The sequence below is a fragment of the Streptomyces sp. MspMP-M5 genome (genome assembly GCF_000373585.1).
Classification (GTDB): Bacteria; Actinomycetota; Actinomycetes; order Streptomycetales; family Streptomycetaceae; genus Streptomyces.
The window spans coordinates 20,712-34,505 of record NZ_KB891888.1 but is presented as its reverse complement, the minus strand read 5'-3'; the positions used below and the strand labels follow the sequence as shown (position 1 = coordinate 34,505).

General features: G+C 74.6%; 13 protein-coding genes and 1 pseudogene. 8 read left to right on the top strand and 6 right to left on the bottom strand.

Translation table 11 applies throughout. The features are described from left to right. Positions 1-7: 7 nt before the first annotated feature. Together B073_RS0116050 and B073_RS0116045 are read left to right on the top strand one after the other, a co-directional pair. The gene (locus tag B073_RS0116050) at positions 8-2,056 is read left to right on the top strand and encodes a PIG-L family deacetylase (RefSeq protein WP_018539107.1); all 2,049 of its coding nucleotides are present in this window, start codon (positions 8-10) and stop codon (positions 2,054-2,056) included. A 187-nt stretch (positions 2,057-2,243) separates the two neighbouring features. Next, positions 2,244-2,786 (top strand): hypothetical protein, encoded by a 543-nt coding sequence (locus tag B073_RS0116045; protein WP_234025100.1) that lies wholly within the window; start codon positions 2,244-2,246, stop codon positions 2,784-2,786. Between the two features lie 160 nt (positions 2,787-2,946). Here B073_RS0116045 and B073_RS46400 read toward each other — a convergent pair whose 3' ends face one another. From B073_RS46400 to B073_RS0116025, 4 genes and pseudogenes are all read right to left on the bottom strand, one after another. Beyond that, entirely contained in the window at positions 2,947-3,303 is a 357-nt protein-coding gene (locus B073_RS46400; RefSeq protein ID WP_158690137.1) for a hypothetical protein, read from the bottom strand. Positions 3,304-3,449: 146 nt separating this feature from the next. Continuing rightward, positions 3,450-4,121 (bottom strand): annotated as a pseudogene (locus B073_RS40090) (trypsin-like serine peptidase); the annotation flags it as partial. A gap of 84 nt (positions 4,122-4,205) precedes the next feature. Continuing rightward, positions 4,206-5,108, bottom strand: coding sequence for a PhzF family phenazine biosynthesis protein (locus B073_RS0116030; RefSeq protein ID WP_018539103.1), 903 nt, complete (start codon positions 5,106-5,108; stop codon positions 4,206-4,208). Positions 5,109-5,218: 110 nt separating this feature from the next. Then, entirely contained in the window at positions 5,219-6,151 is a 933-nt protein-coding gene (locus B073_RS0116025) for an SDR family oxidoreductase (RefSeq protein WP_234025099.1), read from the bottom strand. Positions 6,152-6,424: 273 nt separating this feature from the next. Between B073_RS0116025 and B073_RS0116020 the strand changes: the two genes are divergently transcribed. From B073_RS0116020 to B073_RS0116010, 3 genes are all read left to right on the top strand, one after another. Continuing rightward, the gene (locus tag B073_RS0116020) at positions 6,425-7,750 is read left to right on the top strand and encodes a multidrug effflux MFS transporter (RefSeq protein WP_018539101.1); all 1,326 of its coding nucleotides are present in this window, start codon (positions 6,425-6,427) and stop codon (positions 7,748-7,750) included. Positions 7,751-7,836: 86 nt separating this feature from the next. After that, the gene (locus B073_RS0116015) at positions 7,837-8,898 is read left to right on the top strand and encodes a serine hydrolase (RefSeq protein WP_018539100.1); all 1,062 of its coding nucleotides are present in this window, start codon (positions 7,837-7,839) and stop codon (positions 8,896-8,898) included. A 49-nt stretch (positions 8,899-8,947) separates the two neighbouring features. Next, positions 8,948-9,901 (top strand): small ribosomal subunit Rsm22 family protein, encoded by a 954-nt coding sequence (locus tag B073_RS0116010; protein WP_018539099.1) that lies wholly within the window; start codon positions 8,948-8,950, stop codon positions 9,899-9,901. A 49-nt stretch (positions 9,902-9,950) separates the two neighbouring features. Here the strand turns inward: B073_RS0116010 and B073_RS47150 are convergent, their stop codons facing one another. Beyond that, positions 9,951-10,127: a DUF6243 family protein gene (locus B073_RS47150; RefSeq protein WP_199788156.1), complete on the bottom strand. Its 177-nt coding sequence runs from the start codon at positions 10,125-10,127 to the stop codon at positions 9,951-9,953. A gap of 170 nt (positions 10,128-10,297) precedes the next feature. Here B073_RS47150 and B073_RS0116000 point away from each other — a divergent pair, with 170 nt between their 5' ends. Both B073_RS0116000 and B073_RS0115995 read left to right on the top strand, forming a co-directional pair. Continuing rightward, entirely contained in the window at positions 10,298-10,927 is a 630-nt protein-coding gene (locus B073_RS0116000) for a TetR/AcrR family transcriptional regulator (RefSeq protein WP_018539097.1), read from the top strand. Between the two features lie 141 nt (positions 10,928-11,068). Then, positions 11,069-11,809, top strand: a complete 741-nt coding sequence (locus tag B073_RS0115995) for a bifunctional DNA primase/polymerase (protein WP_018539096.1) — start codon at positions 11,069-11,071, stop codon at positions 11,807-11,809. Positions 11,810-11,892: 83 nt separating this feature from the next. On the opposite strand, the gene B073_RS0115990 is transcribed toward B073_RS0115995, so the two are convergent. Beyond that, a complete protein-coding gene (locus B073_RS0115990) occupies positions 11,893-12,879 on the bottom strand; it encodes a hypothetical protein (RefSeq protein WP_234025098.1) in 987 nt (328 codons plus the stop codon). A 159-nt stretch (positions 12,880-13,038) separates the two neighbouring features. On the opposite strand from B073_RS0115990, the gene B073_RS0115985 reads away from it, so the two are divergent. Further along, complete coding sequence (locus tag B073_RS0115985; protein ID WP_018539094.1) at positions 13,039-13,773, top strand: PhzF family phenazine biosynthesis protein; 735 nt, start codon at positions 13,039-13,041, stop codon at positions 13,771-13,773. Positions 13,774-13,794 lie beyond the last annotated feature (21 nt).

Genomic DNA, 13,794 nt, shown 5'->3' with positions numbered 1-13,794 from the left:
AGCTCCTGTGCGACCACAGCCCACCCGCCGCGCCCTCGTCGCCGGCCTCGTCGCCCTCACCGCGGCGGGGTGCACCGGCGCCACGCGGACGGTCTCCCCGCCGTCCGCCAGACGCGGCGCGGTGGCCGCCGCGGAGGACGGCCGGAACGGCAGCCGGGTCATGCAGATACTCGCCCACCCGGACGACGACCTGTACTTCATGAACCCCGAGGTCCGGCAGACCATCGGGGCCAACGACCAGCTCGTCAGCGTCTATCTGAACTGCGGCGAGACCGGCGGCGTCAACAAGGTGCCGGGCCGGCCGCGGCCCGCGCCCAACCTCGCCGCGTACGCGGGCGCCCGCCGTCAGGGGCTGCGCCAGGCATACGCGCTCATGGCGACCGGCGATCCGCACGCGGGCTGGGGGATGCAGGCACTGGCCCTGCCCGACGGCACGCTCGTCGAAGTGAACACCCTGGCCGGCCACCCCGGCATCCAGCTGATCTTCCTGGGCGTGCACCAGCACTCCGGCACCGGGCCCGGCCGCAAACGCGGCCTGCCCGACCTGTGGGCGGACCCCACCATGGTCACCAGCACTCTGGTCAGCACGGGTTCTCCCGTGCGCCTCTCCCAGAAAGTCACCCGGTCCGGACTGATCGACGTGCTGGTCCAGCTCCTCGACCGGTACCGGCCCACGCTGGTGCGGACCCTGGATCCCGACCCGGACATGCAGGTGCACGACGCACGGCACCGGCGCCACCACGACCAGGCCGGCTACTCCGACCACCCGGACCACACGGCTGCCGCGCTCTTCACCTACGCGGCCCTCGCGCGCTACAAGGGCCCCGGCGACGGTCGCCTCCACGCCGTCATGGCATACCGCGGCTACTACAACGAGCGCTGGCCCGACAACCTTCCCGCACAGCTCGTCCGCGACAAGGCAGCGGCGCTCAACGCCTATGGCGGCGCCCCGGATTCCTGCGACTTCCCCGCCGGCTGCGGAGACTACGACGTCGGCCGGAACCGCTCCTACCGCACCGGCTGGCTGCAGCGCACCAGCCTGCGCCATCCCACCGCCGCCCCCCAGGTACGGCAGGCAGCCGACGGGCGGCTGACCGCGTTCGCCGTTCTCGCCGGGCAGGCCGTCAGATGGCAGGAGACCGGGCGGGGCAGCGGCACCTGGACGTCGCCGGAACCGCTGGGCGGCGACGGGCTGTTGCCGGGACTGTCCGCCACCCTCACCGAAGACGGCCGCTGGCAGCTGTTCGCCCAGCGCATCGCGGCCCTGGGGCCCAAGGCGCCGGACAACCGCCGCGAGATCGTCATGACCGAACAGCCCGTTCCGGGCGGTCCGTTCCGCGCCTGGACCTCGCTCGGTACCCCCGACGGGACGCCCGACCACGGCCGTCGGGTCGGCGGTCCCGTCGTGACCCGGGGCGCCGACGGGACGACGTGGCTCTTCGCCCGCAATTGGGCCAAGTCCGTCTCCGCCCGTCGACTGCACGGCGACGGTACCTGGGGCGACTGGACGGACCTGCCCGCCGCGGAGGTGCAGGAGGGGCTTGCGGTCGTCACCGACGGCAAGGGATGCGTCCATGTCTTCGGGTCGGGGCACAACACCGTCCACCACTGGCAACAGGAGTACCCCGGGGGGCAGTTCTTCCTCCGCCGCACCGGCCTGCCGAGCCCGGCTGATCCGCCCACCGCGCTGGCCCTGCCCGACGGCTCGCTCCTCCTCGCGTTCCGTGAGGCCAGGTCCGCCCGCCCGCTCGTCCACCGCCTTCCGGCCGGCGGCGGGGCCTGGCACGGCGAACGCGTCGGTCTGGTCGCCCGCGGATACGGGGTCCTCGCCTTGCACCCCACCGACGACGGCGTGCTCCTGGCCGCCCGCAACAACGACGGGACCACCAGCCTGGCCACTCTTGGCGCCGGGGCCGCCCCACGATGGCGGACCATCGGCGGTGCGGTGGTCGGTGCCGCCACCCTGGCCACCGATTCCGCCGGCCGTCCCGTCCTCGCCCGTCTGGCGCCGAACGCGACGCTGATGACCGCACGGGTGCCCCGAAACCGCCGCTGACCGGGAAGCCTGTGGGAGGAAGGCCGGACGCCGGAGATTCGGGCGCGCTCATTGCCCCGGCGTGCCCGGCCGTTTCGTCCGCCCCCTGTGCGCTCTGTGCGCCGGGCCGGGGGGTGGTGGGCGTGTCCGGGTGCGCAGCTCATCGTTCTCATCACACAAGCAGATCTCCATTCCTTGAGGAGCCTTGATGCGACGAGTTCTGACGGCAGTGGGTATGGCCGCGGCCGCGATGACGCTGGGGTCGGCTGCCGGAGCCCACGCCGCCGACGTACCGAAGACCCCGGACCTGGGCGGGCTGTCCAACGTGGACTCCGGCAGCCTGGGGAGCGCGGCGGACGGGGCCGTGCAGCAGGTGACGCACGTCGCGGGCGGGGCCCAGGGCGCGGTCGTCGACGAGGTGGTGCCGGCGGCGAGCAACGCGGTCGGCGGGGCCGCGGCGACGGTGACGCCGAAGGCGGCGGAGACGGCGGGGACGGCCGCCGGAACCACCGGGGAGCTGCTCGGTGCGGCGTCGCAGGCGGGCACCGCCGAGGGCGGACTGCTCGGTGGGCTGCCGACGGAGGGGCTGTCCGGGCACGGGAAGGGGAAGGGTCAGGGCCTGACCGACGCGCTGCCGGGGAAGGCGCTGACGGACGCGGCGTCCGGGGACACGCTGGGCGGCGCCCTGCCCACGAAGGGGCTGCCTTCGACGAAGCAGCTTCCGGTCAAGGGGCTGGCCGGTCTGGCCTGACGCGGCGGGATGCCGCCTGGGCCCCGCCCCGCCCCCGCCTGCTCAGGGGGCCGGGGCGGGGCCTTTGGTGTACGGGGAGGGGGCCGGGGTTGGTGGGTGGCAGTAGTCTCGTGGCTTCCCGGGCAGTGACATGAGGGGGCGCCGAGGTGCTGAAGCACTACTACCGGCTGGTGTATTGGAAGCGGCGGATCGGGCGGGCGTTGGGGTGGCACCGCCGGCCCGGGACGGGGGCGGGGGCAGGGTCGGGGTCGGCGTCGGGACCGCGCAGGGGGACGCCGTCCACGGGCGGGATGCGGGGGGTGTCCCGTGGGCTCGGGTGGCGGGACGGGCGGGTGCGTCGGCTGGTGCAGCGGGTGCGGCCGTTGCTGGTCTTTGTGGTGCTGGTGTTGATCGTGGTGTTGGCGTCGGCGCTGCTGGGGTGGCGGGACGACACCTTCGGTGCGGGGCACCGGGAGGGTGGGGTGACCGTCCAGCCGTCCGGGGGTGCCGGGGCCGAGGCAGGGGGCGGGGTGTTCACGGTGTCCTGTGGGCCGCGGGACGGGGCGTGTGCGGTGCGGCGAGGGGGAGAGGGCGGAAGCGTGGCGGGCGTCGGCTGAGTGGGCCCTCGTGGTGGGCCGTGTGGGGGCACGGCTTCGCAGGGGCGCCGGACGTGGTGCCTGTGGTTCAGGAGGGCTGTGCCTTGTCGTAGAGGTTTTTGGCGTCGGTACCGAAGTACGGGCCGAACATGGTGCTCGGCAGGAACTGGTAGCCGAAGCTGTTCACCGAGGACTGCAGGCCGGTGCCGGTTCGGGGGTTGAACGAGGTGAACCAGGGGCCGCCGCTGGAACCGCCGGTCATGTTGCACGGGAGGCCGTGGTCGGTGGAGAGCAGCGGGTCCTTGAGGGGCGTGCCGGAGCAGTAGGTGAGCTTGCTGCCGTCGTAGGGGGCGGCGGCGGGGTAGCCGAAGGCATATGTCCGCCTGCCGTAGCCGGAGTTGAAGGACAGGCCCTGGCCGCCGACGGTGTCGGTGAGCCGGCGGCCGCCGACGGGGGCGACGACCGCGGCGCCCACGTCGTAGTCGAGGTCCTCGCGGGCCGCCCACTGGGGGGTGGCGAGGGTCTTCGTCGCGCTCCATTTCCCGTACGGGGCCCGGCCGTCGTGGTAGCCGGGGACGAACACCCAGTGGGTGTGCCAGCTGCCCTTCAGCTTCACGCAGTGGCCGGCGGTCAGCACCGTGCTCCTGTTGGCGCTGGTCACCGCGTCGCCCGAGCAGGAGGCGGGGCGCCCCTGGTAGGTGAAGAAGACCCGGCCGGTGGTGTGGGTGACCGCGCCGCCGGCGGTCCAGGGGCCGCCGGTCTCGATTCCGGGGAGCAGGGGCGGCAGGGGCGGGAGCGACGGCGGCCCCGGCCTCGGCCCCGCAGGACTGCGTCCCCGCCGCGGTCAGGCGTCCGTCGCCCCCATGCGGGTGGCCGTGCCGCTGACGTGGGAGCGGGGGTCGCCGGGGCGCAGGTCGACGGTGAGGAGGCCGGGGCGGCCGAGGTCGTGGCCCTGGTGGAGGGTGAGGGTGGCGGGGGCGGTGGTCAGGCCCAGGGCGCGGGTGTACGCGCCGAAGGCGGCGGCCGCGGCGCCCGTCGCCGGGTCCTCCACCACGCCGCCGACCGGGAACGGGTCGCGGACGTGGAAGACCGTGTCGCTCTCCCGCCACACCAACTGAAGGGTCGTCAGGTCGAGGCGGCGCATCAGGGCGGCCAGGCGGTCGAAGTCGTAGACGAGCTTGGCCAGTCGCTCGCGGGTGGCGGCGCCGAGGACCAGGTGGCGGGCGCCGGCGTAGGCGATGCGGGGCGGCAGCGCCGGGTCGAGGTCGGCGGCCGGCCAGTCCAGCGCGGCCAGTGCCTCGGTGAGGTCGGCCGGGGCGATCGGCTCGATGCGCGGCTCGACGCTGGTGAGGGTGGCGCGCAGGGCACCGTCCTGCCGGGTGACGGTGACCGGGACCGGGCCCGCCTGGGTGGCGAAGACCAGGTCGCCGGGGCCCAGCCGCTCGGCCAGCGCGACCGCGGTGGCGACCGTGGCATGGCCGCAGAAGGCGACCTCGGCGAGCGGGCTGAAGTACCGGATGGTGAACGCCCGGCCGGGCTCGCCCAGGCCCTCGGGCGGCGCGGTGAGGAACGCGGTCTCGGAGTAGCCCAGTTCGGCGGCGATGGCCAGCTGGGCTGCGTCGTCCAGCCCGGTGGCGTCCAGGACGACGCCGGCCGGATTGCCCCCCGCGGGGTCGGCGGAGAAGGCGGTGTAGCGGAGGACCTCGGGGGTGCGGACGGTGTCCCCGGCGGCGGTTTCGGCAGTCATGATCGGGTAACCGTCCGCCGCCGCCCGGCTATTCCCGGGCGGCCCACGGCCCACGTGCACGCGGCCCACGGCACGCGGCCCACTGCCTGCGGTACGCGTCCCAGGGTGCGTCAGCCCCGACCGACGTAGGGCATGGTGGTCGCCATCACTGTCGCGAACTGCACATTGGCCTCCAACGGGAGCGTCGCCATGTGCACGACCGTACGGGCCACGTCGGCCGTGTCCATCACCGGTTCGACCTCGGTGCGGCCGCTGGCCTGGAGGATCCCGGTCTGCATCCGGCCGGTCATCTCGGTGGCCGCGTTGCCGATGTCGATCTGGCCGCAGGCGATCCGGTACGGACGGCCGTCCAGGGACAGTGACTTGGTGAGGCCGGTCATCGCGTGCTTGGTGGCGGTGTACGCGATCGAGTGCGGCCGCGGCACATGGGCGGAGAGGGAGCCGTTGTTGATGATCCGGCCGCCCTGCGGGTCCTGCTCCTTCATCGTGCGGAACGCGGCCTGGGCGCACAGGAAGGCGCCGTTGAGGTTGACGTCGACCACCGCCCGCCAGTCCTCGTAGGAGAGTTCCTCCAGCGGGACCGGCGGGCCGAACGCGCCGGCGTTGTTGAAGAGCAGGTCCAGCCGGCCGAAGCGGTCGCGGAGCGCGGTGAACAGGGCGGTGACCTCGTCGGGGCGGGTGACGTCGGTCGGGACGGGCAGCACGGCGGGGCCCTCGATGCCCGCGTAGCCCACCTGGCGGGAGGTCTCCTCCAGCGCCTCGGCGCGCCGGCCGGCCAGCACCACCGTCCAGTTGTCGGCGGCCAGTGCCAGCGCGACCGCCCGGCCGATGCCCGAGCCCGCGCCGGTGACCAGCGCCACCCGCCGGCCCGCCGCGCCGTCCTCCCGGGCCTCCTGGGGCACCGGAGCCGTCCGCGGGGTGCGGCCCCGGGAGGCAGGTGCCGGGAGGGTCGGCCGGGCCGCGGTGGCGGTGCCGCCCACCTGCCCGGCCCGTGCCACCGGTGTCGCCTGTGCCGACCCTGCCCGCTCTGCGTCATATGCCATGGCGGCAGCGTAATGGCGGACGGGGTGCGAACCGGGCGCGAATCGGGCGCGAGCCGGGCGGTACCGCCAGCAGCCGCGGACCGGGCGGCAGTTGACGGCGGGGACGGGCACGGGTCCTTCCGATCCCGACCCCAGCCCCTCCGGCGGACGTAGGACCTCCCACCTCCAACCCGCCCCAAGGCCCTACGACCAAAGACCCCCCTCCGCACGCCCCCTGCCGTGCGGCCCGCGTGCCACGATGGTGGCCGCCATCACCGAATCATGGAGACGCTCATGACAGAGTCCGGTGCCCCCGCCGCCGAGGCCCGGGACGACAGACCCGAACGACCCGCCATATCCGGGCGGGACGCGCCCGCGGCACCGGTCGCCGCCCGCCGCACCAGCCTGCTCGTCACCCTCGTCCTCGGCGGGCTCACCGCGGTCCCGCCGCTCTCCATGGACATGTACCTGCCGGCGCTGCCGCAGGTCACCGCCGCCCTGCACAGTCCGGCCGCCACCGTCCAGCTCACCCTCACCACCTGCCTCGCCGGCATGGCCCTGGGGCAGATGATCGTCGGCCCGATGAGCGACAAGTGGGGCCGCCGCCGGCCGCTGCTCGTCGGCATGGTCGTCTACGTGCTCGCCACCGCCCTGTGCGCGGTCGCCACCGACGCCGAGGTCCTGATCGGTTTCCGGCTGCTCCAGGGACTGGCCGGCGCGGCCGGCATCGTCATCGCCCGGGCTGTGGTGCGCGACCTGTACGACGGGGTGGCGATGGCCCGTTTCTTCGCCACGCTGATGCTGATCTCCGGGGTGGCGCCGGTGGTCGCCCCGCTGATCGGCGGCCAGATCCTCCGGGTCACCGACTGGCGCGGGGTCTTCGTGGTGCTGACCGTGGTCGGGCTGCTGCTCACCCTCCTCGTATGGCGCCGGCTGGGCGAGACGCTGCCGCCGGAGCGCCGGCAGCCGGGCGGCCTCGGTCCGGCCCTGCGCACCATGCGCGACCTCCTCGCCGACCGGGTCTTCTCCGGCTATCTGCTGGTCGGCGCGTTCGCCTTCGCCGCGCTCTTCGCCTACATCGCGGCCTCGCCGTTCGTCGTCCAGGCCATCTACGGCGCCTCCCCGCAGACCTTCAGCCTGCTCTTCGGCCTCAACTCCGTCGGGCTGGTCGCGGTCGGCCAGATCAACGGCAAGCTGCTGGTCGGCCGGGTCGGCCTGGACAAGGTGCTGGGCACCGGGCTGGCGCTGGTCGCGCTGGCCGGCGCGGCCCTGCTGCTGATGTCGGCCGGGGTCTTCGGAAAGGCCGGGCTGGTGCCGGTGGCCGCGGGGCTGTTCGTGCTGATGTCGTCGATGGGTCTGGTGATGCCGAGCACCAACACTCTGGCGCTGCTGCGCACCCCGCACGCGGCCGGCTCCGCCTCCGCGCTGCTGGGCACCTCGACCTTCCTGCTCGGCGCGGTGGCCTCGCCGCTGGTGGGGATCGCCGGCGAGCGGACGGCCGTTCCGATGGCGGTCGTACAGCTGTCGTGTGCCGTTCTCGCGCTCGTGAGCTTCCTGGGAATGTGCCGTCCGTGGCAGCGTAAGAGGGAAGGCGTCGCCGGCGAGAGGACTGGGCTCTGAACGCACCGAACGCACCGAGACTGCGGCCCGGCACGCCCGCCGAGGCGGGACTGCACCCCGCCTGGACGGAGCGGCTGGTCAGTGGCGTGCGGGCACTGCCCGAGGGCCTTCCTCCGTGGTGCCCCGGCGCGGTGGTGCTGGCCGGCCGGGGCCCGGTGGTGGCGGCCGAGGCGGCGACCGGCTGGGCGGTGCGCTACCGCGCGTACGACCCCGACCGCGACCGGGGTGTGGACCTGCCCCGCGACCGGTGGGAGCCGATGCGGATCGGCACGGTCTTCGATCTCGCCTCGCTGACCAAGCTGTTCACCGCGATCGCCGCCGTCCAGCAGGTCGAGCGCGGCCGGCTGGCCCTCGACGCACCGGTCGCCGCCCACCTGCCGGCCTTCGCCCCCGGCATCACCGTCCGCGATCTGCTCCGGCACACCTCCGGCCTCGCGCCCGAGCTGCCCTTCTACGCGCACCGGGACGGGCCCGACCTGCTGGCGCCACTGTGGGCCGAGGCGGCCGCGCCCTGTGGCCCGTACGGCGTTCACCGCTACTCCGACCTCAATCTCATCGCCCTCCACCTCCTGCTGGAGCGGCTCACCGGCCGCCGCCTGGACGCCCTGGTCCGCGACGGCATCACCGGCCCGCTGGGCATGACCAGCACCTGCTACGGCCCGCTGGCGCCGCAGGGCGTGGCCGCCACCGAGGACCAGCGGCGGCCGTGGGCCAAGGCGGACCGGGGGCTGCTGCGCGGCGAGGTGCACGACGAGAACGCCTGGGCGCTCGGCGGCGTCGCCGGGCACGCGGGCGTGTTCTCCACCGCCCAGGACCTGGCCGTGCTGTGCCGGACGCTGCTCAACGGCGGCGCGTACGGCACCGCCCGGATCCTCGGGCCGGCCGCGGTCGCCGCCCTGCTCGACCCGCCCGGCCTCGGATTCGCCGTCGACCAGCCGTACTTCATGGGCGAACTGGCCGGCCGGGGCGCGGCCGGGCACACCGGCTTCACCGGCACCAGCCTCGTCCTGGACCGTGCCACCGACAGTTTCCTGGTGCTGCTCGCCAACACCGTCCACCCCCGGCGCCGGACCGGCGGCAGCGCCCCGCGGGCGGCGGCCGCGACCCGGCTGGCCCGCGCGGTGAGCGCCGCCCCGGGCCGGCCCTGACGCCGCGGGGCAGGCGGGACTTCGGACTCACTCATCTAGACTTTCCGGAATGCACGACGAACTGCGCGCCGCCCTGGCGGGCCTGCTCGACGGCCTGCCGCCCAAGCAGGCCGCGCAGGCCGTCGAGCGGCTGATCGCCAACTACCGCGGCCGCACTCCCACCGACGCCCCGGTGCTCCGGGACCGCGGCGACGTCGCCGCGTACGCCGCGTACCGCATGCCGGCCACCTTCGAGGCGGTCCGGGCCGCGCTGGCCGCCTTCGCCGCCCGCGTCCCCGACTGGTCCCCGGCCACCCACGTCGACGTCGGCGGCGGCACCGGCGCGGCCACCTGGGCCACCGCCGCCACCTGGGACGGCCCGCGCAGCACGGTCCTGGACTGGGCGCAGCCCGCGCTCGACCTGGGCCGCGAACTGGCCGCCGGGATCCTGCCCGACGTCACCTGGCGCCGGCAGGCCCTGGGCGACGGCCTCACCCTCCCCGAGGGCACCGACCTGGTCACCGTCTCCTACGTGCTGGGCGAGCTGCGGCCCGAGGACCGCCGCGCGGTGGTCGCCGCCGCGGCCGCCGCCCGGGCCGTCGTACTGATCGAACCGGGCACCCCGGAGGGCTATCTGCGGCTGCGCGAGGCCCGGGAGCAACTGGTCGCCGCCGGACTGCGGATCGTCGCGCCGTGCCCGCACAGCGCTGCCTGCCCGATCGTCCCGGGGCAGGACTGGTGCCACTTCTCCGCCCGGGTCAGCCGCTCCTCGCTGCACCGCCAGGTCAAGGGCGGCTCGCTGGCCTACGAGGACGAGAAGTTCGGCTATGTCGCCGCCACCCGCCTGCCGGCCGAACCGGCCGCGGCCCGGATCGTCCGCAAGCCGCAGATCCGCAAGGGCCAGGTGCTGCTGGAGCTGTGCACCGCGGACGAGGCCCTGCGCCGCGACACCGTCACCAAGCGGCACGGCGCCGCCTACCGCGAGGCCCGCGACGCGGCCTGGGGCGACGCCTGGCCGCACTGAGGCCGGTCCCGGGGCCGCGGCCGCCCGCCGCCCCGGGGACCGGATCGCGTCAGGTGCTCCGGGTCCGTTCCCGCATCTTCTCCAGCAGTTCGCGGCGCTGTCGCTGCGCGTCCTGCTGCCCGGCCGCGCCTCGGCCGCGGTCGCCCGCACCGCGCAGCGCACCCCGCGAGAGCTTGTTGCGGGCACCGCCGATTCCCAGCATTCCGCCGGCATTTCCCTTGCTCATGAGGTGAGTTCCTTCCTGTGGGACCGGTGGGCGGCGCGGGGCCCGGACGTGCCGTGTCCCCGCACCCCGATCGAGACGCTTCGTCTCGTTCGGCGTGCCCTCATCCTGGGGCGAGACGCTCCGTCTTGTCAAGACGATACGTCTCGCCTCCTGCTGGCTACACTCCCACCATGGCCAACAAAGCAGCCCCCGACGCTCCCCCTGGCTCCGCCGGGGGCACCCCCACCCGCCGCTACAGCGAACGCTCCCGCCAGGCGATCTTCGAGGCCGCCCTCGCCCTGGTCGGCGAGGTCGGCTACGAGAAACTCACCATCGAAGGCATCGCCGCCCGTGCCGGCGTCGGCAAGCAGACCATCTACCGCTGGTGGCCCTCCAAGGCCGCCGTCCTCCTCGACGCCTTCGGCTCCGTCGTCGACGCGTACGACCAGGAGGGCCTGCCTGACACCGGCGACCTCGCCGCCGACCTCAAGTTCGTCCTGCGCGCCACCGCCGACGAGTTCAACGACGCGGCCTGGCAGGCCCCCTATCGCGCCCTGGCCGCGGCCGGCGCCAACGACGAGGAGCTCTCCCGCACCTTCGTCGGCCGCCTGATGGAACCGGGCACCCGGGTCTACATTGACCGGCTCCGGGCCGCCCGGGACGCCGGCCAGCTGGACCCCGACACCGACCTCCGGATCGCCGCCGAGATGCTGCTGAGTCCCTTCTCACAGCGCTGGCTGATGCGCACCGGGGAGCTGACCCACGAGTTCGTCGACACCCTCGTCGACCAGGTGCTCCGCGGTCTGCGCCCGCGAACCTGACGTCCGGGGCGGACGGGCGGCGTTGGCGTGAAATGCCCTGTTCGCCCGTACCGCGTTCACCCCGGATCCGCACACCGGTCACCTGGGGCCCGGGATGGTGGCAGCATTGACCCCAGACCACCGCTCGAAGTGAGGGGATTGATGGAACGCAAGAGCAGGTTCTCCCAGTGGCTGCGCCGGCCGAGGAGCGGATCGGGCGGCGATACGGACACGGGATCGGCGGCCGCGCGCGGCCGCGAGGACCTGCTGATGGCGGCGGTCGACGCGGGCTTCCCGGTCGCCCCCGCCGCGCACCCCTCCGGCTACGGCTGTTCCTGCGAGCGCATCGGCTGTCCCACCCCCGGCCGCCACCCCATCTCCTTCGGCTGGCAGACCGTCGCCACCACCGACCGCGACAAGGTCGCCGCCTGGGTCCGCACCCTCCCGCAGGCCAACTTCATCACCGCCACCGGCATGGCCCACGACGTCCTCGACGTCCCCGTGGAGGCCGGCCGCAGCGCCCTCGGCCGGCTGGACGCGGCCGGTGTCGACGTCGGCCCGGTCAGCCTCAGCGGCGCCGGCTTCGGCGACGGCCGGATGCTCTTCTTCACCGCCACCCGCGGCACCCCCGACGACGAGGACGAGTGGTGGCCGTGCGAGCTGGACTGCCATCCCGAGACCCTCGACGAGCATCCCGGCTTCCGCTGGCACTGCCGCGGCAGCTACGTCCTCCTGCCGCCCTCCGCCCTCCCCGGCGACCAGCCCGCGGTGACCTGGCTGCGCGGCCCCGAGCTGCCGCTGCCGGACCCGCTGACGCTGCTGGCGGCCCTCACCGACGCCTGCGCCGAGGTCGTCGACCACGAGGCCGACCACGAGACGTCGGCCTGGCCGATCGGCCGCTGACCACCGGACGGACCACGACGGACCAAGGGGCCGCCGGTCGCCCGACGGCCCCGTCCCCGGAGGTCTCTCCGGCGCCGAGGTCTCTACAACGCCTGCGCCGAGGTCTTCGCCTCGATCCGGTTCAGCACCTTGATCTTGCCGCCGGTGCCCTTCGCCGGCACCGTCACCGCCTGGCCCGACACCGTCGTGAACGCCATCCGCGACGTCTTCTTCACCGGCCCGTCCATGATCCCGCGCAGCTGCGCCGGCACCGTGATCATCAGGCCCTTGGAGACCGTCTTCAGCTGGTGGTAGACGGTCGAGAAGAACACCAGCGCACCGCCGTCCGTCGTCCGCAGCGCCACCGGCGGCAGGTCCGACGCCTGGTCCTCCCACTGGATGCGGGCCCCGGGCTGGTTGGCCTGACCGGCGCGCCAGGCGCGCAGCTGGTCGGTCTCGCTGCCGGAGGCGAACTGGCCGCCGTTACCGCTGCCGAGGTAGTCCGCGTACGCCCGGCTGAGCTTGCCCGGATCGACGGTCAGTCCCGAGGAGCCGTCCAGCGGCACCGGCTCCGCGTAGCCGCCGGTGATCTTCAGCTCGGGAGCGGAGTTGCCGGGGAAGGTCGCGAAGTACACCGCCCGCCACCGCGCCTTGATGCTGTCCCGGCTGAAGACCAGGTACCAGCGGGTGTTCTCGCCGCTGCGGTCCCGGCGGTTGCTGAGCGCGTCCCCGATGAAGTACTTCGGCCAGCCCTTCTGCTTGGGCACGGTGAAGTGGGCGTCGGTGAACGACAGCGGGGTGAAGCCGGGGTTGCCGTGGGGCCGGACGCCGTGTGCGGCCTTTATCTGCGCCTGGTCGATGGCGAGCAGCGCACCGGCCTCGAACGAGGCGTTCACCGTGGGATCCAGCGTGCGGTTGGCCTTGTTGAAGCCGTCGGTGAAGCGTTTGAGCGCCTTGGCGGCGTCGGCGTGCGACACCGCGGGCAGCACCTCGCGCTCGCCGTGCACCGTCATGCATCCGCTCAGCAGCACCAGCGCGGCTGCTGCCGACGTCACTGCTGCGGGCACCCGGAACGGCGACCTGCGTGTCATGGGGCTCGGGCTCCTTCGGGGCGTCCGGGGCGGACGCGGGCCGCCGGGGTGGCACGGATTCGGCGCAACGATACCCGGTGACCCGCGGCGCGCGTGGGGGTCGGGGTGGCGTTCGCCCCCGGCCCGTGACCGGCGGGGCGTACGGCGGACAATACGGGGATGACCGAGCCGAACGAGGTGCACGAGGTGCACGACGACGACCGCCCCGGCGTGGAGTTGCTCCGGGTCTTCTGCGGACCGGACGGTGACGGGGGCAATCCGCTGGCCGTCGTCCTGGACGGTGCCGCCCTCCCCGACCCGGCCGACCGGGCCGCCCTCGCCGCCGAACTCGGCTACAGCGAGACGGTGTTCCTCGACCCGGCCGCGCCCGGCGACGATCCGGACCCCGCCGCCGTGGACATCCACACCCCCAGCGTCCGCCTGCCGTTCGCCGGGCACCCCCTCGTCGGCCTCGCCTGGCTGCTGCGGAGCCTGGGCCGGCCGGTGCGGTCGCTGCGGCCGCCGGCCGGCGTCGTCGGCGTCCGCCACGACGGCGACCTGGCGTGGGTGCGCGCCCGTGCCGACTGGGTCACCGCGCGCCGCACCGAGCGGTACGACTCGGCCGCCGAGGTGGACGCGCTGCCCGCGCCGCCGCCCGGCGAGGGCTGGCTCTACGCCTGGGCCTGGCAGGACGAGGCCGCGGGCACCGTGCGCGCCCGGGGGTTCCCGCGGCGCGGCGACACAGTCGTCGAGGACGAGGCCACCGGCGCCGCGGCTCTGCTGCTGACGCACCAGTTGGGCCGTGCCCTGGACATCCGCCAGGGGGCCGGCTCGCAGTTGCTGACCCGGCCGTGCGCCGACGGCACGATCGAGATCGGCGGCCGGGTGCGCGCCGGGGTGCCGGACGCGCCGTGACCGGTGGCCGGGCCGGGGCGC

Bases quoted from the DNA above. Each gene is read 5' to 3' on its own strand.
- B073_RS47150 (WP_199788156.1), bottom strand. From the start codon at position 10,127: ATGAGCAAGGGAAATGCCGGCGGAATGCTGGGAATCGGCGGTGCCCGC.
- B073_RS0116025 (WP_234025099.1), bottom strand. From the start codon at position 6,151: ATGGCATATGACGCAGAGCGGGCAGGGTCGGCACAGGCGACACCGGTG.
- B073_RS0116010 (WP_018539099.1), top strand. From the start codon at position 8,948: ATGCACGACGAACTGCGCGCCGCCCTGGCGGGCCTGCTCGACGGCCTG.
- B073_RS0115990 (WP_234025098.1), bottom strand. From the start codon at position 12,879: ATGACACGCAGGTCGCCGTTCCGGGTGCCCGCAGCAGTGACGTCGGCA.
- B073_RS0116000 (WP_018539097.1), top strand. From the start codon at position 10,298: ATGGCCAACAAAGCAGCCCCCGACGCTCCCCCTGGCTCCGCCGGGGGC.
- B073_RS0115995 (WP_018539096.1), top strand. From the start codon at position 11,069: ATGGAACGCAAGAGCAGGTTCTCCCAGTGGCTGCGCCGGCCGAGGAGC.
- B073_RS0116020 (WP_018539101.1), top strand. From the start codon at position 6,425: ATGACAGAGTCCGGTGCCCCCGCCGCCGAGGCCCGGGACGACAGACCC.
- B073_RS0116030 (WP_018539103.1), bottom strand. From the start codon at position 5,108: ATGACTGCCGAAACCGCCGCCGGGGACACCGTCCGCACCCCCGAGGTC.
- B073_RS0115985 (WP_018539094.1), top strand. From the start codon at position 13,039: ATGACCGAGCCGAACGAGGTGCACGAGGTGCACGACGACGACCGCCCC.
- B073_RS0116045 (WP_234025100.1), top strand. From the start codon at position 2,244: ATGCGACGAGTTCTGACGGCAGTGGGTATGGCCGCGGCCGCGATGACG.